This is a genomic window from Pseudomonas cucumis (assembly GCF_030687935.1).
Taxonomy (GTDB): domain Bacteria; phylum Pseudomonadota; class Gammaproteobacteria; order Pseudomonadales; family Pseudomonadaceae; genus Aquipseudomonas; species Aquipseudomonas cucumis.
Genome location: NZ_CP117454.1, coordinates 3,577,736 through 3,595,473, shown reverse-complemented (window position 1 = coordinate 3,595,473; position 17,738 = coordinate 3,577,736). Strand labels below are relative to the sequence as shown.

The 17,738-nt window shown below is 57.7% G+C and carries 15 protein-coding genes, 1 tRNA gene and 1 pseudogene; 10 read left to right on the top strand and 7 right to left on the bottom strand.

Annotated features, from left to right (window positions below; translation table 11 throughout):
• The first annotated feature begins 320 nt into the window (after positions 1-320).
• Positions 321-1,373 carry a hypothetical protein gene (locus tag PSH97_RS16220; protein WP_305445793.1) on the top strand — a complete coding sequence of 351 codons (1,053 nt, stop codon included), beginning with the start codon at positions 321-323 and terminating at the stop codon, positions 1,371-1,373.
• 59 nt (positions 1,374-1,432) lie between these two features.
• On the opposite strand, the gene PSH97_RS16215 is transcribed toward PSH97_RS16220, so the two are convergent.
• Positions 1,433-2,521, bottom strand: coding sequence for a 3-deoxy-7-phosphoheptulonate synthase (locus tag PSH97_RS16215; RefSeq protein WP_305445792.1), 1,089 nt, complete (start codon positions 2,519-2,521; stop codon positions 1,433-1,435).
• A 627-nt stretch (positions 2,522-3,148) separates the two neighbouring features.
• On the opposite strand from PSH97_RS16215, the gene PSH97_RS16210 reads away from it, so the two are divergent.
• The 6 genes from PSH97_RS16210 to PSH97_RS16185 all read left to right on the top strand — a co-directional run bounded on the left by PSH97_RS16210 (position 3,149) and on the right by PSH97_RS16185 (position 7,678).
• Positions 3,149-3,907 (top strand): carbon-nitrogen hydrolase family protein, encoded by a 759-nt coding sequence (locus tag PSH97_RS16210; protein ID WP_305445791.1) that lies wholly within the window; start codon positions 3,149-3,151, stop codon positions 3,905-3,907.
• Complete coding sequence (locus tag PSH97_RS16205) at positions 3,908-4,351, top strand: GNAT family N-acetyltransferase (RefSeq protein ID WP_305426671.1); 444 nt, start codon at positions 3,908-3,910, stop codon at positions 4,349-4,351.
• A 127-nt stretch (positions 4,352-4,478) separates the two neighbouring features.
• The gene (gene gacA, locus PSH97_RS16200; protein ID WP_008015884.1) at positions 4,479-5,120 is read left to right on the top strand and encodes a response regulator transcription factor GacA; all 642 of its coding nucleotides are present in this window, start codon (positions 4,479-4,481) and stop codon (positions 5,118-5,120) included.
• A 2-nt stretch (positions 5,121-5,122) separates the two neighbouring features.
• Positions 5,123-6,946, top strand: coding sequence for an excinuclease ABC subunit UvrC (uvrC, locus tag PSH97_RS16195; protein ID WP_305445790.1), 1,824 nt, complete (start codon positions 5,123-5,125; stop codon positions 6,944-6,946).
• A gap of 33 nt (positions 6,947-6,979) precedes the next feature.
• On the top strand, positions 6,980-7,540 hold the full coding sequence (pgsA, locus tag PSH97_RS16190; RefSeq protein ID WP_052964322.1) for a CDP-diacylglycerol--glycerol-3-phosphate 3-phosphatidyltransferase: 561 nt from the start codon (positions 6,980-6,982) through the stop codon (positions 7,538-7,540).
• Positions 7,541-7,602: 62 nt separating this feature from the next.
• Positions 7,603-7,678, top strand: a tRNA-Gly gene (locus PSH97_RS16185).
• Between the two features lie 129 nt (positions 7,679-7,807).
• Here PSH97_RS16185 and PSH97_RS28470 read toward each other — a convergent pair.
• Together PSH97_RS28470 and PSH97_RS16180 are read right to left on the bottom strand one after the other, a co-directional pair.
• Positions 7,808-7,925, bottom strand: a pseudogene (locus PSH97_RS28470) (type II toxin-antitoxin system RelE/ParE family toxin); the annotation flags it as partial.
• Positions 7,926-7,943: 18 nt separating this feature from the next.
• Entirely contained in the window at positions 7,944-9,149 is a 1,206-nt protein-coding gene (locus PSH97_RS16180) for an MFS transporter (RefSeq protein ID WP_305445789.1), read from the bottom strand.
• A 154-nt stretch (positions 9,150-9,303) separates the two neighbouring features.
• On the opposite strand from PSH97_RS16180, the gene PSH97_RS16175 reads away from it, so the two are divergent.
• A complete protein-coding gene (locus PSH97_RS16175) occupies positions 9,304-10,230 on the top strand; it encodes a LysR family transcriptional regulator (RefSeq protein WP_305445788.1) in 927 nt (308 codons plus the stop codon).
• A gap of 198 nt (positions 10,231-10,428) precedes the next feature.
• Here PSH97_RS16175 and PSH97_RS16170 read toward each other — a convergent pair whose 3' ends face one another.
• The gene (locus PSH97_RS16170) at positions 10,429-11,916 is read right to left on the bottom strand and encodes an aldehyde dehydrogenase family protein (RefSeq protein WP_305445787.1); all 1,488 of its coding nucleotides are present in this window, start codon (positions 11,914-11,916) and stop codon (positions 10,429-10,431) included.
• A 275-nt stretch (positions 11,917-12,191) separates the two neighbouring features.
• Between PSH97_RS16170 and PSH97_RS16165 the strand changes: the two genes are divergently transcribed.
• Positions 12,192-13,361: a p-hydroxyphenylacetate 3-hydroxylase oxygenase component gene (locus tag PSH97_RS16165; RefSeq protein ID WP_145314536.1), complete on the top strand. Its 1,170-nt coding sequence runs from the start codon at positions 12,192-12,194 to the stop codon at positions 13,359-13,361.
• Positions 13,362-13,419: 58 nt separating this feature from the next.
• Entirely contained in the window at positions 13,420-14,376 is a 957-nt protein-coding gene (locus PSH97_RS16160; protein WP_145314535.1) for a p-hydroxyphenylacetate 3-hydroxylase reductase component, read from the top strand.
• A 108-nt stretch (positions 14,377-14,484) separates the two neighbouring features.
• Here PSH97_RS16160 and PSH97_RS16155 read toward each other — a convergent pair whose 3' ends face one another.
• The 3 genes from PSH97_RS16155 to PSH97_RS16145 are packed head-to-tail and all read right to left on the bottom strand — an operon-like array spanning position 14,485 to position 17,694.
• A complete protein-coding gene (locus PSH97_RS16155; protein ID WP_305445786.1) occupies positions 14,485-15,591 on the bottom strand; it encodes a class II histone deacetylase in 1,107 nt (368 codons plus the stop codon).
• Positions 15,592-15,626: 35 nt separating this feature from the next.
• On the bottom strand, positions 15,627-16,790 hold the full coding sequence (locus PSH97_RS16150; protein ID WP_305445785.1) for an MFS transporter: 1,164 nt from the start codon (positions 16,788-16,790) through the stop codon (positions 15,627-15,629).
• A gap of 22 nt (positions 16,791-16,812) precedes the next feature.
• Positions 16,813-17,694 (bottom strand): transporter, encoded by an 882-nt coding sequence (locus PSH97_RS16145; RefSeq protein WP_178118250.1) that lies wholly within the window; start codon positions 17,692-17,694, stop codon positions 16,813-16,815.
• Between the last annotated feature and the right edge of the window lie 44 nt (positions 17,695-17,738).

Genomic DNA, 17,738 nt, shown 5'->3' with positions numbered 1-17,738 from the left:
TAGGGTCAGGTGTGTGGTCAAGGGGGCACTCTAAAGCACACAACCCGCTCAGCGATGTATGAAAAAGCCGCTGTAACCTGATGAAAACGGAATAGAAATGGTAGGAAAGTTCGGATGAGCGTGAGGTCTTGGTCGGAATATTCGGACATCTTTTTAGCGATGACGGCGAGCTTCCTCGCAATGACCTACTTCTGAAACGTCCTTTTACCGCGCAAGCCGACGCGATTGTCCGGCAGCGCGAATCAGCACTGCGGGTTTCAATAAGCTTCGTTCGATGCCGACCTCAAGGCGGCATTGATTCCAAGGACTGGAGTGTATGAATGGCTACTTATGAAGCAGATAGTTTGAATGTTGTAGAGCAATGCATGGCGGCACCACAGCTGGATCAGGCGGATAACGCCACGCTCGATCCGTCCGACAATAAGGCCATTGTCACTGTCACGCCTTACCCGCACATGGCTTGCGGGGACAAGCTGGTCATGTTCTGGTCAGGTATCGATTCAGAGGGTGTTGCGTATCGGCATGAGGTGTCACGTTTTGTCAGCGAAGCTCAGGTGGGCAGGGCGATTGTCTTTTGCGTATCGGCCGTACACATCGCCGCACTGGATGGCGGGTCACTCGAGGTTTATTACACCCTCTACACTGCGCGCCTTCGTGGACCTGTGGAGTCCGGGCGTTTATACCTGAGCGTCGGTGATGCCCGGCCAGACTTGCTGCCTGTGATTGTGAACGATGCGGTGGGCGGCACGCTCGATCCGGACAGAGTCACGGAGGGCGCGCGCGTAACGATCAGACCGTATGCCCGGATGGCGGCTGGAGATCGGGTCTTGCTGTCCTGGGCAGGTGTTACGCCACAAGCGAGTTTTAATGACACATTGAAAATCGAATCCTTTGCTGTTGGCGGCGAACTGTCGTTCTGGGTAAGTCCCGACTGTATTGCACCTAATCTCGGGACAGCCGTTACGATCAGCTATTGCGTCGAGCAGAAGGGGCAAGCGTCACGCTTCTCAGAGCCTGCAAAACTGTTGATTGGCCCGTTGCAACGAGAGCCGCTTTTGGCACCGACCGTGCTGGAAGCCGATGAGGGCTGGCTGGATCTGCAAGATGCGATCGATGGTGTCACCGTTGTAATCGACAATGCTCAGGCCGAAGAGGGGGAACTGGTTTACCTGAAATGTGACGGTGAGCATTTCAATCATCGCGATGATCGTGAAATCTCCAGGGAAATGGCCGGTCAACCGCTTGTATTTATCGTTCCCTACAGGTTTTGGCGTGAGCATCAGGACTTGACGGTCCGAGTAGCCTATTCGGTCGAGCGTCTCGATGATGTGAGCCAGCAGTCCGAAGCCACGTTGGTGCAAGTGCACTCGTAAACCTTTTTAACGTCAACCGCCTTCCGGTATTCGATTGAAAACCGGAAGGCGGGCATTGGTCACTTTGGCTGTCGAGTAAGGCGCTGCGCACGAAGTCGCTCGGTTGCCTGCAATAACAATTGTTCCGTTCCGGCCCAGCCAAGGCAGCCGTCCGTGACCGACACACCATAACGCAGCGACGGGCTCAACGGCTGGCAGCCTTCGAACAGATGGCTCTCAATCATCATGCCGATCAGCGAGCGATCACCTTGCAGGCGCTGCTCAAGCACGTCATTGAACACGGCTGGCTGACGCAATGGATCTTTACCGCTATTAGCGTGGCTGCAGTCGACCATGATTCGCGCCGGGATCTTGAGCCTGGTCAAATCGTTGTGCACTTGGGCGATGCTGTCGCGGTCGTAGTTCGGCCCGCGATGGCCGCCACGCAGTACCAGGTGGGTGTCGGGGTTACCCGGTGTCTGAATAATCGCAGGATGCCCTTGGCTATCGACGCCGAAATGGCGATGCGGATGGGCGGCCGAGCGCATGGCGTCGCTGGCAACAGCCACACCGCCATCGGTGCCGTTCTTGAACCCGACCGGCATGCTCAGGCCGCTGGCCATTTCCCGGTGGATCTGTGATTCGGTGGTGCGGGCGCCAATCGCGACCCAGCTCAGCAGGTCGTCGACGTAGCCGGCGGCCATCGGTTGCAGCAACTCGGTGGCAACGGGCAAGCCCAGTTGGAGCATTTCGCGCATCAATTCGCGAGACAGCGTCAAACCGCCCGCCATGTCGTCGCTGCCATCCAGATGCGGGTCGTAGGCCAGGCCTTTCCAGCCGATCGTGGTGCGGGGTTTTTCGACGTAGGCGCGCATCACCAGCAGCATCTCATCGCTGACTTGCGCAGACAGACGGGCCAGGTTGGCGGCGTATTCGAGGGCTGAACGGGGATCGTGAATCGAGCAGGGGCCGACGATGACCAGCAGACGGGAGTCTTCACCGTTGAGGATCGCGCGAACTGCCTGACGGTGGTCGGCGACTTGCCGGGTCAGGGCGTTGCTGAGGGGTAATTGCTGTTTGAGTTGCAATGAGCTGGGCAGACGCAAGGTCAACGCTTCATTGGCAGGGCTCAGGGTGGACAGCGGCAGAGCAGAGACGGACGAGTTCATATTCGGGCTTCCTGGGCTGGCGACGGGTTCGTTCCCGCACGCTCGGCCCTACTGGGGTGTTCGACAATTGGCCGGATTGGCTGCGTGTGTGTGCTTGCCACCTGTGGGTGACCGATCGGAGGCGGCAGGCTGTCCCGAGCGGAGGCTGGTAAATCGCCAGGCGGTAAAACTGTCGTAACGGTAATAAGTGGCGTAGTTCATGTCGTGAATCCTCTAATTGTCTGGTTGACGCTAAAAATGTTCAGGGCTGAAAAAACAAAACCCCCGGTCGGGAGGCCGACCGGGGGTTGAGAATTCTCTGGTGGCGACCCGTTTAAAGTGGGCGCCGTGTGGGTATCAGGCGCGCCAGTGGCTAAACCAATACCCAAAATAAAAGCTGACCGAAGCACAAACGTCATTCGCCCGGGCAGCCGCAACCGAGCGCGGGGCGCTGGCGGTACGAAGCTGTGAGAGGGTGTTGAGCATGGCCTGTCTCCGATGAATGCGCCGAGCTTACTAGAGGCCGGTACGCGGATTCAATCAGAAAATGCTATCGATGATCATGGGGGGGGCTATCGCTTGAGTACGCCGGGGGTTGTGACACACTTTGCGCTGCGCCCAACTACCACAACGTCACAAGGACGAACCATGACGACACTGACCATTGCCGCCGCTCAATCGATCTCCATTGCCGGTGATCTTGCCGCCAATATGGCTTGGCATCGGCGCTTCATGCAGGTTGCCGCGGAGCAAGGCGTGCAATTGCTGGTGTTTCCGGAACTGTCGCTGACCGGGTACGAACGCGGCTTGGCAACGGAGCTGGCCATAGCGCCAGACGCCGGGGTGCTGCAACCGTTGCGCGATTTCGCGCGGGAAGTCGGTGTGACCAGTGTCGTTGGGATGCCGATTCGTCTGTCGGACGATTCGCCGGTATTGATCGGAGCTCTGGTATTGGGCGCCGATGGTTCGCTAGGGATTTACAGCAAGCAGCATCTGCATCCGGGCGAGGAAGTGGCGTTTGCTCCGGGAACGGGCGGTTCGACATTGAAGATCGGTACCGACACCGTCGCGCTGGCGGTTTGCGCCGATTTCTCTCACGCCAGTCACGCGGCAGCCGCGGCACGGCAGGGCGCTGATCTTTACGCCGCGGGCGTGTTGATCACAGAAAACGGCTACGCTCCAGATACCGCACTATTGCAAGGCTATGCTTGCACCCACTCGATGGCGGTACTGATGGCCAACCATGGTGGCGCAACGGGTGGCTGGGGCTCGGCAGGGCGCAGTGCAATCTGGGCGGCGGACGGGTCGTTGATTGTGGCGGCACCGGGTACGGGGAACCTTATGGTCGTTGCTCGTCGCAATGCTGACGGCTGGAAAGGGCAAATCGTGGCTGTGGCGGAGGCTTGAATGGGTTTCGAATTGCGTCCGGCAACGTCTCGGGACCTGGACTTTGCTCGTGACCTGACTTGTCGAAATATGCTTCGCTACTACATTCAACATGAACTGTTATGGCTGGACGAAGCTTTCGATGTCGCCTGGGAGGGACGCGAAAACTGGCTGATTGTGCGTGATGACACGTTGATGGGGTATGTCAGCCTGAGCCGTGACGCCAGAGCCTTGTATATCCGCGAATTGCATATGCTTGAAGCGTTTCAGGGGCAGGGGGCCGGTTCCTGGGCGATCGATCAGGTATTCGCCATGGCGTGCAAGGAACGACGCCCGGCATTGCGTCTGACCGTCTTTGAAAATAATCCGGCAAAAATACTTTACGAGAGAAAGGGCCTGAAGGTGGTCGGCAAAGACCAGTGTTTCCTGAGAATGCAGCGTGATATCAATGGACTGCATCGCTGAAACACACTGGCGGCAAGCCTCGCAAGAAGAATTGACACTTTTTATATGCGGCTTGCCGCTAGGTCTGCCAGTTGCTTTTTGCTAAGGTGTCCGGCAACCCAATAAGACCAAATCGCGAGGTGTCTGCTTGATTAGGGTGCTAGTAGTCGATGACCATGATCTCGTTCGTACAGGCATTACACGAATGCTGGCTGACATCGATGGCCTGCAAGTAGTCGGCCAGGCTGAGTCAGGGGAGGAATCCCTGCTTAAAGCACGTGAGTTGAAACCTGATGTGGTGCTGATGGACGTCAAGATGCCCGGGATCGGCGGTCTTGAAGCCACGCGCAAATTATTGCGCAGTCATCCGGACATCAAAGTCGTCGCGGTCACGGTGTGCGAAGAAGATCCGTTTCCTACCCGCCTGTTACAGGCAGGGGCTGCAGGTTACCTGACCAAGGGCGCCGGACTGCCGGAAATGGTCCAGGCCATTCGCCTGGTGTTTGCCGGGCAGCGCTACATCAGCCCGCAGATTGCCCAGCAATTGGCGATCAAATCGTTCCAGCCAACCAATGATTCGCCCTTCGACGCCTTGTCGGAGCGGGAAATCCAGATTGCGTTGATGATTGTCGGCTGTCAGAAGGTGCAGATCATTTCCGACAAGCTGTGCCTGTCGCCAAAAACAGTGAATACCTACCGTTACCGTATTTTCGAGAAGCTTTCGATCAGCAGCGATGTCGAGTTGACGCTGCTGGCGGTTCGTCACGGCATGGTTGATGCCAGCCTCTGAAAATGACTGAAATCTTCGATCCAAGTGCTTTTCTGTCGACGGTCAGCGGGCGGCCGGGTGTCTATCGCATGTTCGACTGCGATGCGCGGCTGCTTTATGTAGGCAAAGCCAAAAATCTCAAGAAGCGTTTGGCGAGCTATTTCCGCAAAGCCGGTCTTGCCCCCAAGACCGCTGCGCTGGTGGGCCGTATCGCCCAGGTCGAAACCACTATCACGGCCAACGAAACCGAGGCCTTGTTGCTTGAGCAGACGCTGATCAAGGAATGGCGTCCGCCGTACAACATCCTGCTGCGCGACGACAAATCCTACCCTTATGTCTTTCTCTCGGATGGCCAGTTCCCACGCTTGAGCATCCACCGGGGGGCGAAAAAGGCCAAAGGCAAATATTTCGGTCCTTATCCCAGCGCAGGGGCTATTCGCGAAAGTCTGAGTCTGCTGCAAAAGGCTTTTTTTGTTCGTCAGTGTGAAGACAGCTTTTACAAGAACCGCGCCCGACCTTGTCTGCAATACCAGATCAAACGCTGCAAGGCGCCGTGTGTGGGGCTGGTGGAGCCTGAAATATATGCCGAAGATGTACGCCACTCGGTGATGTTTCTTGAAGGGCGCAGCAACGCCCTGGCGGACGAGTTGTCTGCGGCCATGGAGGAGGCGGCGGTTAACCTCGAATTCGAGCGTGCCGCCGAGCTGCGTGACCAGATCTCATTGCTGCGTCGGGTCCAGGACCAGCAAAGCATGGAAGGCGGGACGGGCGATGTCGATGTGATCGCGGCGTTCGTCAACCCGGGAGGCGCCTGCGTGCACTTGATCAGCGTGCGCGGTGGCCGGGTGTTGGGGAGCAAGAACTTCTTTCCACAGGTGGGTATCGAGGAGGACGTTTCCGAAGTCATGGCCGCGTTTCTCGGCCAATATTTCATCAGCAGTCCCGAGCGCGACTTGCCGAGCGAGTTGATCGTCAACGTGGTTCACGAAGACTTCCCGACCCTGATCGCAGCCATCGAAGAGCTGCGCGGTCGTGAATTGACCATCAGCCATCGAGTGCGCGGCACACGAGCGCGCTGGCAGCAATTGGCGGTCACCAATGCCGAGCAAGCACTGGGCGCGCGTCTGGCTAACCGGCAGCACGTTGCGGCACGTTTCGATGCCCTGGCCGAAGTGCTGAGCCTGGACGAGCCGCCACAACGTCTCGAGTGTTACGACATCAGCCATTCCAGCGGCGAAGCCACTGTGGCGTCCTGCGTGGTGTTCGGCCCGGAAGGCCCCATCAAATCCGACTACCGCCGCTACAACATTGAAGGCGTTACGCCGGGCGATGACTATGCCGCGATGCACCAGGCCCTGACCCGACGCTTCAGCAAATTGAAGGACGGGGAGGGCAAGTTGCCGGACATCCTGCTGGTCGACGGTGGTAAAGGTCAGCTGTCCATGGCTCGTGACGTGCTTAACGAACTGGCTGTGCCCGACCTGATTCTCCTGGGTGTGGCCAAGGGCGCGACGCGCAAGGCCGGTTTCGAAACCCTGTACCTCAACGATGCGGCCCATGAATTTACCTTGCGCGGCGATTCCCCCGCGCTGCATCTGATCCAGCAGATCCGCGACGAAGCCCACCGTTTCGCCATTACCGGGCACCGCGCACGTCGTGGAAAAACTCGCCGTACGTCTACGCTTGAGGGCGTTGCCGGCGTCGGTCCGACGCGTCGACGCGATTTGTTGAAACATTTTGGTGGATTGCAGGAGCTGTCTCGTGCCAGCATCGAAGAGATCGCCAAAGCACCCGGAATCAGCAAAAAGCTCGCAGAGTTGATTTATGCAAATCTGCACAGCGAGTAGAATGCCCAACTCACCTCGTAGCCAGTTGTGCCGATGAATATCCCTAATCTGATTACCGTTCTACGCGTCCTGCTCATCCCGATCTTCATTTTGCTGTTTTATTTGCCTTACCACTGGAGCTATTTGGCGTCCGCCTCGGTCTTCGCATTTGCCGCCGCGACCGACTGGCTCGACGGGTATCTGGCCCGTCGTCTGGAACAAAGCACACCGTTCGGGGCCTTTCTCGATCCTGTTGCAGACAAGTTGATGGTCGCCGTTGCCCTGGTTCTGCTGGTGCAAGAGCATGGCAATCTGTGGCTCACGCTGCCGGCCGCCGTTATCATCGGTCGCGAAATTGTCGTCTCGGCACTGCGCGAATGGATGGCCGAACTCGGTGCCCGCGCCCATGTTGCGGTGTCGAACCTGGGCAAATGGAAAACCGCCGCGCAAATGCTGGCGCTGGTGATCCTGCTGGCCAACCCTTCGGACTTCACCTTCTGGGTACTGATGGGTTACGCCTTGCTGCTGGTGTCCGCTGGCCTGACGTTGTGGTCCATGGTCCAATATTTGCGGGCCGCCTGGCCGCATCTGAAGACGGACGTGGAAAAGAAATAAACTATTTTGAATCAAGGGGTTGACGGGGCATCAGGATTCTATAGAATGCGCCTCACCAAGACGCGGGAATAGCTCAGTTGGTAGAGCACGACCTTGCCAAGGTCGGGGTCGCGAGTTCGAGTCTCGTTTCCCGCTCCAAGCATTAAAAAATGGATCTCTGAAAAGAGGTCCATTTTTTTTCGTCCAAAGAAAAGTGTTTCTTGGACTTTTGCCGCGCACCCCCTCTGAAAACACTCAGATCCAGCCCCAATGGGCGAGTCGGACGACCTAGATCACCTCGTCGTTTGCCACACGATAGAACACGATATGGCGTGGGCTTTTGATCGTCCCATGGGGGTGTTTGGCCTGCGGCGTGAATAGAGAGGTGATAGCTGCGAAGGCCCGGCTTTCTCATTGCTGCCCCTCAATCAGGATCCTTACCCGCTGTAGCGTCCAAATTGGAAGCTCCCAAGAAGTAAAACAATCCACCCACAACGATGAAGAGCGCGAGCATGTAGAAGATGTAGTGGGGAGGTTGGGTCGCCAATACGACTCCGCAAAGCACCGGTCCCAGTGCCGCCCCGAGGCTGGACAGGTTTTGCACTCCGTAATACATACCGCGCAGGTTGTCCGGAGCGATTTTGTCGATGAACATATATTCGGCGGGGAATACGATTATTTCGCCGACCGTGAAAATGGCCATGGAAATGACCCAGAGCAGAATAGAGGTCGACAGGGCAAAACCCGCCAACCCCATCATGAACATACTCAGTCCCGCGGCCAGCCACAGACTCAGATGCCCGTGAGAGATCTTCCTCCCTATGGAGTATTGCAAGCTGATCACCATCAGCGCATTGGTCGCCACAATGGTACTGATGATCTGGTAGGTAGATTCTGGCGTAGTCGTGATCACCAGATACTGCGAGAGATAAGCGGTGAATTGGCCAAAGACCACCGCGCTGAGCAGCCCGCCAAGGGTGAAACACACCAACCGATAATCCTGGAGCAGCAATTTCCCCACGGCCAGAAACGGTACAGGTTTTCGAGCGTCATCGATGGCGTTCAGGTCTCTATCGCCCCAAACGAAATAGATGAAGAAGAATCCTGCCCCAAGCCCGGCAGACAGCAGAAATGGCAAGCTGATATCCAGCTTGGCCATTCCGGCCCCAAGAAATGGGCCGACGGCATATCCGATATTGGTCAGTGTGTATTTGATTGAGAACACTTCGCTGCGACCCGTGACTGGAAGCAGGCTGCCAAACCCTGATTTGATGGCGATATCAATGACGGCATAAGCCAGGTTGATCAACACCAGGCAGCTGTAGAACAACCAAAGATCGCGAGCAAGAAACGTCCCGAGAAAACCCAGCGTGAACAGACCGCTGAAGCCCAGGATGAGCCGGTAACTGGACATTTTGTCGACCAGATACCCTCCGTAAAGGCTCAATAACGATCCGATGATCAGTGTGCTGCCAATGACCAGGCCGATATCGGCGACGTTCAAGCTGAACCTGCCGGATAGGTAGATGACCAGATAAGGCAAGGTGATGGCTCGCGCCAGGGTCAATATCAGGGAAGCCGAAAGCAGCAAATTTACTGTCGTTGGATAGTTTTTTAGCGTGGTCAGCATCCTTGCCTCATCGTTCAGTCGGTAATTTTTATGGATTCACTAGTCGCATAGTGTTGATTGGTGCGTTCGAATCAAGTTTACTGGAGAAAATTGTTCTGACCTGTGATGGTTTTTATTGAATTGGCGGAACTGAATTCATGAATACGGAACGTCTATGTTTTCCTCCGAACGATTAAAGGGCATTGATGTATTTGTCAGCGTTGCGGACTGCGGCAGTTTCAAAGCCGCCGCCGAGCGGATGAGTCTGACAGCTTCTGCCATTAGCAAAGGTATTGCTCGATTGGAGAGCAGGCTGGGGACTCGGTTGTTCCATCGCACCACTCGAAGTTTGTCACTGACGGATGCGGGGATTGCGTTCTATCGCACGTGCACAGGCGTGCTGGCGGACCTCGAAGAGGCTGAGCTGTCTCTACATGCCGAAAACACCGAGCCTCGTGGCAGGGTTCACATTGGCCTTCCGGGTGCCTTCGGCCGTTTGCAGGCACTTCCAGTCATTCTGCGGTTTGCCCAGGAGTACGCTCTGCTGTTACCGCACATTTCGTTTTCCGACCGTTTCATCGATCCTATCGAAGATGGTGTCGATATCGTCGTACGCATCGGTGGCTCGGACGTTTGGCCCGACACACTGGGGCATCGTTACGTGGGCCGTGAGTGGCATATCTTCTGTGCGTCGCCCGCGTATTTGAGCAAGCATGGCACGCCTGTGACCGTTCACGATCTGGAGCATCACCAGTGCATCGCTTACGGCTGGGCGGATGGAGCGATTAGCCCTTGGAGTTTTGCAGGAACCCAGGCCGGCGAAATTGAACGCAGGGCGATAGCCGCAAGGTTCGTCGTGGGAGATGGCGAAGGTCTGGTGATCGCTGTATCGGCGGGATGCGGAATCGCGCAGCTACCTTCGTGGTTGGTCAAGCGTCAGCTTGAAGAGGGGACATTGGTTGAAGTGCTTCCCCACTTGGCAACCGATGGTCTGGCGATCAATCTGGTTTGGGCCAAAAGTCGGCAAGCGCTTCCCAAGGTCAGTGCGTTGCTGGAGGCACTTGCCGCCGGTTTGGTGCCGTCTGGTGGCAAAATCGAATGACCACTTTTGGCGATAGCGGTCTGTCAGGAAGTGCCGCTTCCACCCAAAGCCCGCTGAGCATTGGCTACCCAACCCTTGAGGATTGATAATTCGCTGCAATTTCGCCTAGCGTACTTCTACTGATTAGAAGTCCATCTTTCGAGAGCTTTCGCATCTAAGCTGTACGCCGGCATGGACGTTGTCCATGCCGGCGGTTGGTTAATAGCGAATCATCACAGATTTGAGTTCAGTGTAATCGTCGATAAACGCGGATCCGAACTCACGACCGATTCCCGATGATTTGACGCCACCAAAGGGTACTGCTGGGTCGAGCATCGTGTGCATGTTCACCCACACTGTGCCGGCGTTGATGGCGGGCACCATGCGCAAAGCCTTGCTCAGATCGTTGGTCCACAGGCTGGCGCTCAGGCCATAGGGGGTGTTGTTCATCAGTTCCAGCAGTTCTTCTTCGGTGTCATAGGGGAAGAACGTTGCGATAGGGCCAAAGGTTTCTTCGTTGAGCAAAGTGTCGTTCACCGTGTTGGCGAGGATTACCGTCGGTTCGACATAACAGCCGGGACGGTCGAGCAGGTTGCCACCGTGAATGATCGTGTTGTTTTCGGCGCGGGCCTTGTCGAAAAACTCACCAAGCTTGAGTTGGTGTTGGCGGTTGGTGACCGGGCCGAATTCGGTGCGCTCATCCAGTGGCGAACCGATGTTCAGCTGGCTCAAACGTTGAGCCAGCTTTTCCATGATCGGCTCGATTTGCGAGCGATGGGCGAAGAACCGTTCGGCCGCGGCGCAGATTTGTCCTGAATGCAGGAAGCCGGCCTCAATGATGCCATTGACCGCTTTGTCCAGATCGATATCGCGCAGGAACCCCGCCGAGTTTTTACCGCCCAGTTCCAGGGTTGCGCGGGTCAACCCGGTGCCCATGGCGCTACGGCCGACAGCGATGCCGGTGGGCACTGATCCGGTGAACGAAACCTTGTCGGTGCCGGGGTGCTCGATCAGCCCTTTGCCTACCAGACCGCCACCGGTCAATACGTTCAGTGCGCCCGCAGGGAGGCCGGCTTCAATGGCCAGTTCGGCGATCCGCAGGATGGTCAGCGGGGTGAATTCGCTGGGTTTGATGATGATGCTGCACCCGGTTACCAGCGCCGAGGCGAGTTTCCAGATGGCGATCATGGTCGAAAAATTCCACGGCACAATGCCCACCACCACGCCGACCGGTTCGCGCAGGGTGAAAGCGGTATAGCGTTCGCCGGCGAAGGAGGGCAGTGACGGGGTGATGGTCTCGCCGCTGATCTTGGTTGCCCAGCCGGCGTAATAACGCAGGAAGTGAGCGGCCTGGTCGACTTCGAAGGCCCGGGAAATCTGGATGATCTTGCCCGACTGGCAGGTTTCGATTTGCGCCAGTTCTTCGCGGTTTTGCTCCAGCAGGTCGGCCAGTTTCAGTAGCACGTTGCCCCGCGTCGCCGGTGCGACCTGGGACCAATGCTTGAAGCCGCGATTGGCCGACTCCACCGCCGCATCGATATCGACAGGATCAGCATCGGCGACGTGGGCGATGACCTGGCCGGTGGCGGGATTGATCACCTCCAGCGTCTGATTGGAATGGCTCTGAACGTAGCCACCGTCGATAAACAGCGCATGGCTTCGACGGAGGAAGGCTTCAACTTGAGGCAGCAGTGGAATATCGCTCATGGGGGTTTTCCTAGTCGCGAACAAGAGAAAAGCCCGAGGTTAATCCGTGGGGCCAGGCGTGGCTTGACTGTGCCTGCCGGGCCTCATGTCTGTGGCTGCCAGAGCAGCTGGAGGCCTGAGCACTAGACACGGTCATTGCCTTTGAAAAGTACAATATTGGCTCTGGAAGGTGCATTTGTTACCTTGATGGCTCGTTCCATAATGGCCCTGTATCCGGCGCCGCTCCTTCGATTTGGAGGGGGTGACCGGGAATCCAATAATAAGCAGGGCCGTCCATGAAAAAGCCAAACCCGCTCCTCGAAGACCTCAAGTCCATTCTGCCGACCATCGCTGCCAATGCCTTTCAGGCCGAGCAGGGTCGCAAGGTTCCCGACGAGAACATTGCGCTGCTCAAAGGCATCGGCATGCACAGAGCCTTTCAGCCGAAGAAGTTCGGCGGCATGGAAATATCGCTGCCTCAATTTGCCGACTGTATTGCCTTGCTCGCTGGCTCTTGTGCCAGCACGGCATGGGCGATGAGCTTGCTCTGCACTCATAGCCATCAACTTGCGATGTTCTCGGCCAAATTGCAGCAGGAAGTCTGGGGTACTGATTCGGACGCCACTGCCAGCAGCAGCATCGCGCCGTTCGGCCGCACCGAAGAGACCGAAGGTGGCGTGCTGTTCAGCGGTGAAATGGGCTGGAGCAGCGGCTGCGATCACGCCGAGTGGGCGATTGTCGGTTTCCGCCGCAAGAATGCTGAGGGCACCCAGGACTACTGTTTTGCGGTACTGCCTCGCAGCGACTACCAGATCCGTGACGACTGGTTCGCCGCCGGCATGAAAGGCAGCGGCACCAAGACCTTGATCATCGATAACGTGCTGGTGCCGGAACACCGGATTCAGAAAGCCAAAGACATGATGGAAGGCAAGTCCGCAGGCTTCGGTCTGTACCCGGACAGCAAGATCTTTTACTCGCCGTATCGTCCTTACTTCGCCAGCGGTTTTTCTACCGTGAGCCTAGGGGTTGCCGAGCGGATGCTGGAGGTATTCCGCGAAAAAACCAAAACCCGCGTGCGAGCCTATACCGGTGCAGCGGTCGGTGCCGCGACCCCGGCCTTGATGCGCCTGGCCGAGTCGACTCATCAGGTGGCTGCAGCCCGAGCCTTTCTCGAGAAAACCTGGGAGGAACATGCCGAACACAGTGAACAGCAGCGTTACCCAAGCCGCGAAACCCTGGCGTTCTGGCGCACCAATCAAGCCTACGCCACCAAGATGTGCATCCAGGCGGTGGACCGTCTGTTCGAGGCTGCTGGTGGCAACGCCTGGTTCGAGCACAACGAGATGCAGCGCCTGTTCCGCGACTCGCACATGACCGGGGCCCATGCCTACACCGACTACGACGTCTGCGCTCAGATCCTTGGCCGCGAACTGATGGGCCTGGAACCCGATCCGAGCATGATCTGAGCCGGACCGTCCATAACAACAATCAGGACTGCTCCTGAAAGCAGTCCGGGAGTCTTGCATGTCTGATAACAGCGTTTGTGCCGCCACTGAAACGACCTTCGACCCACGTGCCTTCCGCCGGGCACTGGGCAATTTCGCCACCGGGGTGACCGTGGTGACAGCCGCCACCGCATCCGGGCGCAAAGTCGGAGTGACCGCCAATAGCTTCAACTCGGTATCCCTCGATCCGCCTTTGGTGCTGTGGAGCATCGACAAGCGTTCCAACAGCCACGAGGTGTTCGAAGAGGCCAGCCATTTTGCGGTTAACGTGTTGGCGGCTGACCAGATTGACCTCTCCAATAATTTCGCCCGGCCCAAGGAAGATCGCTTCGCCGAGATCGAGTTCGAACCGGGCGAGGGCGGGGCACCGGTGTTCGCCGATTGCTCGGCGCGTTTTCACTGCGAGAAGTACCAGCAGGTGGATGGCGGCGATCACTGGATTATGATCGGTAAGGTGGTAGCGTTCGATGATTTCGGCCGCTCGCCATTGCTCTATCACCAGGGCGCCTACTCCATGGTCTTGCCCCATACCCGCATGACTAAACGCGATGAAAGCCAGCCGCCGAGCAGCCATTTTCAGGGGCGCCTCAGCCACAATCTGTATTACCTGATGACACAGGCGGTGCGGGCCTACCAGTCCAGCTACCAGCCACGGCAACTGTCCACCGGCCTGCGCACCAGCGAGGCGCGCATGCTGATGGTGCTGGAAAGTGACGCAAGGCTGAGCCCCAACGAACTGTTGCGTGAGGTGGCGATGCCTGTTCGGGAAATCGATGAGGCCGTCGCCAACCTCAAACGCAAGGGGTTGGTGAACGACGATGACAACGGTGTACGTCTGACGGCTGCCGGTATCGAGCAGACCGAAGACCTTTGGGCGATCGCTCAGGCGCAACAAGAGAAAGTCTTTGCCGAATTCAGCGAGACGCAGATAGAAACGTTCAAAACCGTGTTGAAACGACTGATCAGCAACTGCTGACCGTTTGATCTTGGGGTAAAAAAATCCGATGCCGGTAATGGCATCGGATTTTTTTTTGCGTCACGCTCGGGCCGTTGAACTGCGCTGCAACATTGTCAGCGCCAAGGCTCAGCGTGCTACGGCCAACTCATCGATCCAGTGCCGTTGAAATGCCGCAAACGCTTCCTTCGGTTGCTGCAGCTGCACAAACTCCAACATAGGGTCGGTGACTTCAGTCCTGATGCCAGCCAATTCCTCAATGGTCGCTAACCCGCAAAACGGCACATACGCTTCGGAGTACCCGCCTTCATGCACCAGAACGAGATGGCCTTGACACAAACGTTCGGCGGCTTCGCGCACGCAGCGAGTCATCTGCCGGTACGAGTCGCTGTGTAACAGCATCCGGGCGAGGGGATCGACGGCGTTGGCGTCGTAACCGCAGGCAACGATGATCAACTCGGGCTCGAAGCGCTCCAGCGCCGGAATCACGATACGCTCCATCGCATAGAGATAAGCCTCATGACCGCAGCCAGGGGGCAACGGAATATTGATATTCGCCCCCAATCCCGCGCCGCGGCCGCGATCGGCTTCACCGCTGTAACCGGCGGGGAAACAGCTGTCTTGATGCAGCGAAATGGTCAGCACATCACCGCGTTCCTCAAAGATTGATTGCGTACCGTTGCCGTGGTGCACATCCCAGTCGATCACCGCGACTTTGCCCAGGCCACGGTGTGCTTTTGCGGCTTCAATGGCGATGGCGATATTGGCCAGGAAGCAGAAACCCATGGCGCTGTCGGCCAGGCAGTGGTGGCCCGGTGGGCGTGACAGAGAGTAGGCATTGTCGACCTCGCCGGACAGTACGGCATCGACCGCTGCCATGGCCAGTCCGGCGGACAGCCTGGCTATTTCATAACTGCCGGGCCCAATGGGAGCGTTCGGCCCCAATTCGCCGCCGCCGGCATCACTCATGGCCTTGAAGCGTTGCAGGTAGTCAGGCGTATGAACCCGTAGCAGATCCTCATCCGCTGCCGCGTTGGCGCTTCGTACCTGTAAGTGTCGGGTCAGGCCGGAAACGTCCAGCAGGCTCTTCAGACGGCGCTTGGTTTCCGGCGATTCGGCGTGGCCGGCAGCGGCAGGCGGTTGCACCCAACCTCCCACCGGCAAGGTCAAGGCGTGCAGTCCGGCGCTGTGCCAGAGGCTGAGTTCGTCGAAGAAAAACGCACTTTTTCGGCTCATCGTTCTTTCCATTTTCTTTAGGGTAAAAGGACCACTCACGCGCTAGGGCGGCAGCTCAGAATCAACACCAGGGACAGCAAAGTGATGCAGACCCCTCCGATAAGTAGCGATTGGAAACCGCCGCTGGCTTCGATCAGCCGGCCAGCCACTGTCGGGCCGATGGCGAGGCCACCACCGATCACAAGGTTGGAGGCATTCATCAGTTTTCCGGAACGGTCGAGGTCGGCCAGGCAGGCCAGAATCAACGGCAGAATGAATGTCCAGGTGAACTTGAAAAGCAGCGCAGCCAAAGCAAAGCGCAGCATTTCAGGTTGGCCCAGCAACAGCAGCACCGAGCCTGCCATCAGCCCGTAACCCAGTAGCAACAACAGCAGGCGTGGCAGACGATTGCCGATCAGCGAGGCACAACCCGCACCGACAATGCCTGTCACCGTAGCGACGGCAAGAATCTCGCCGCTGGACTCGGCAGAGAGGCCGGCGTGGGTGCTAATGGAACCGATAAAGGTCCAGACGCCGCTCAGGCTGATGTAAAAACTCAGGATGGCAAGAATGCCCTGTGCCGCCTTCCACTTCGAGGCGAGGGCTACTCGCTCGGCGGTTTTCTCGGTCGGCGGGCTGCCTTGGGGAAAGTAACGGGCCAGTGGCAGAAAGACCGTCATCAGCCCTGCAAGGATCAAGTAGCAGGCTGACAGCCCGTAGTGTTCGAACAGGCGTGGCAGGATGCTCAAGCCAATCGCCCCGACCACCAGTTGCCCCATCACCCATAAGCCATAGACGCGACCGGGGTTGGACGTCGAGGCGGCACTGGACAGACAGATGATCATCAGTGAACCGCCGGCCAGGGCGCTGCAAAAGCGCAATGCCAGGAGTAGCGAATAATCGTGGGCAAGTATCGAGAGCAGGTTGGCTGCAATGAACAGTATCCCGGCCAGCAATGCGGCGCGGCGCCAGTCGATACGTTTGAGCCACCAGAGAGCGGGCAGGGTGGCCAGGCTCATGGCACCGAGTTCGGTGGAGAACAGATCGCCTATCTGTGACGGGCTCAGTTGCCATTGAGTTGCCAGTTGCGCCGCCACTGCCGGTGCGGTCATGAGGATGGTCGGGGTGATGGCGGCGAACAGCACAATGGCTGCCAGCAATGCCAGTTGGGATGATGCGAGCGAGCGGTGATTGGTCAGCGGTTTGGTCTGGGTGTTCATGTTCAAGCTCCGATGAATGAATTCAGAACACATGGACCAGACGCAGCAACGCGTCGGTACCGTGATAGCCGTTGTCGGTGGCGACGTTCTGCGAGAGGCTGAACATCAACTGATTCTGTTTATCGAGCCAGTGACCGACTTCGAAACCCACTTGGGTGTAGCGCTTGTGGGTGTCATCGATGCGTTGTTCATTGATCCGCAACTCGCCGCCATCGGCGTGGATCAGTCGCAACGCGCCATAGGTGCTCGAAGTGAAGTCATAAGAGGCAAAAGCTTGCAGGCGATACAGAGGGTCCTGTTTGAGGTCATTGCTGAAGTAGTCGTCGTTCTTGCCATAGAGCTGGGCTTCGAAGTTGGCTTCCAGCACCCATTTTTCACCGATGCCCTGGGTGTAGTTGTAAACGAAGGTTGCCCCCCAGCGATTGGCGCCGGGTGACACATCGGGATTTGTGCTGTGGTACTCGCCCACCGGCAGGGTAAGCAGGGTCAGCAACCCGCTGTAGGTGCGCGAGGCGGGGTCGTTGATGAAGAACAGGGTGCCGCCGACCTGAGGATCACCGAAACCGCTTTCTCCGGTGTGCTGACTGGCACCTGGCAGGCGGGCGCTGATGTCGGCGAAGGGCACGATGAATTGTGGGGTGCAGAGGGTGCCGCAGATGTCGGTGAAAAATACCTGGCGATAAGCCACAGCGCTGACCTTCAGGTCGGCCTTGCCCGTGCTGTCGGCGGGGCCGTGGAAATCATTGGCGCGGCTTGCCGGCAAATACAGCACGCCCAGGGTGGTGCCCGAAGGGGCGCCGAAAAAATCCCGGGCGTTGAGGTCGGCGGCGCCAGCATGCAGGCTCGACAGACCACTGATAAGAGCCAGTGCAGTGTTGCGGGTGAAGGTACTGGTCATGGGCATTGCGTCTCTTCTTTGAGTTGTTGTGCGGCGAACGGATCGCCCCT

Bases quoted from the DNA above. Each gene is read 5' to 3' on its own strand.
- pgsA (WP_052964322.1), top strand. From the start codon at position 6,980: ATGAATATCCCTAATCTGATTACCGTTCTACGCGTCCTGCTCATCCCG.
- PSH97_RS16175 (WP_305445788.1), top strand. From the start codon at position 9,304: ATGTTTTCCTCCGAACGATTAAAGGGCATTGATGTATTTGTCAGCGTT.
- PSH97_RS16210 (WP_305445791.1), top strand. From the start codon at position 3,149: ATGACGACACTGACCATTGCCGCCGCTCAATCGATCTCCATTGCCGGT.
- PSH97_RS16205 (WP_305426671.1), top strand. From the start codon at position 3,908: ATGGGTTTCGAATTGCGTCCGGCAACGTCTCGGGACCTGGACTTTGCT.
- PSH97_RS16215 (WP_305445792.1), bottom strand. From the start codon at position 2,521: ATGAACTCGTCCGTCTCTGCTCTGCCGCTGTCCACCCTGAGCCCTGCC.
- PSH97_RS16170 (WP_305445787.1), bottom strand. From the start codon at position 11,916: ATGAGCGATATTCCACTGCTGCCTCAAGTTGAAGCCTTCCTCCGTCGA.
- uvrC (WP_305445790.1), top strand. From the start codon at position 5,123: ATGACTGAAATCTTCGATCCAAGTGCTTTTCTGTCGACGGTCAGCGGG.
- PSH97_RS16155 (WP_305445786.1), bottom strand. From the start codon at position 15,591: ATGAGCCGAAAAAGTGCGTTTTTCTTCGACGAACTCAGCCTCTGGCAC.
- PSH97_RS16165 (WP_145314536.1), top strand. From the start codon at position 12,192: ATGAAAAAGCCAAACCCGCTCCTCGAAGACCTCAAGTCCATTCTGCCG.
- PSH97_RS16180 (WP_305445789.1), bottom strand. From the start codon at position 9,149: ATGCTGACCACGCTAAAAAACTATCCAACGACAGTAAATTTGCTGCTT.
- PSH97_RS16220 (WP_305445793.1), top strand. From the start codon at position 321: ATGGCTACTTATGAAGCAGATAGTTTGAATGTTGTAGAGCAATGCATG.
- PSH97_RS16145 (WP_178118250.1), bottom strand. From the start codon at position 17,694: ATGCCCATGACCAGTACCTTCACCCGCAACACTGCACTGGCTCTTATC.
- PSH97_RS16160 (WP_145314535.1), top strand. From the start codon at position 13,420: ATGTCTGATAACAGCGTTTGTGCCGCCACTGAAACGACCTTCGACCCA.
- PSH97_RS16150 (WP_305445785.1), bottom strand. From the start codon at position 16,790: ATGAACACCCAGACCAAACCGCTGACCAATCACCGCTCGCTCGCATCA.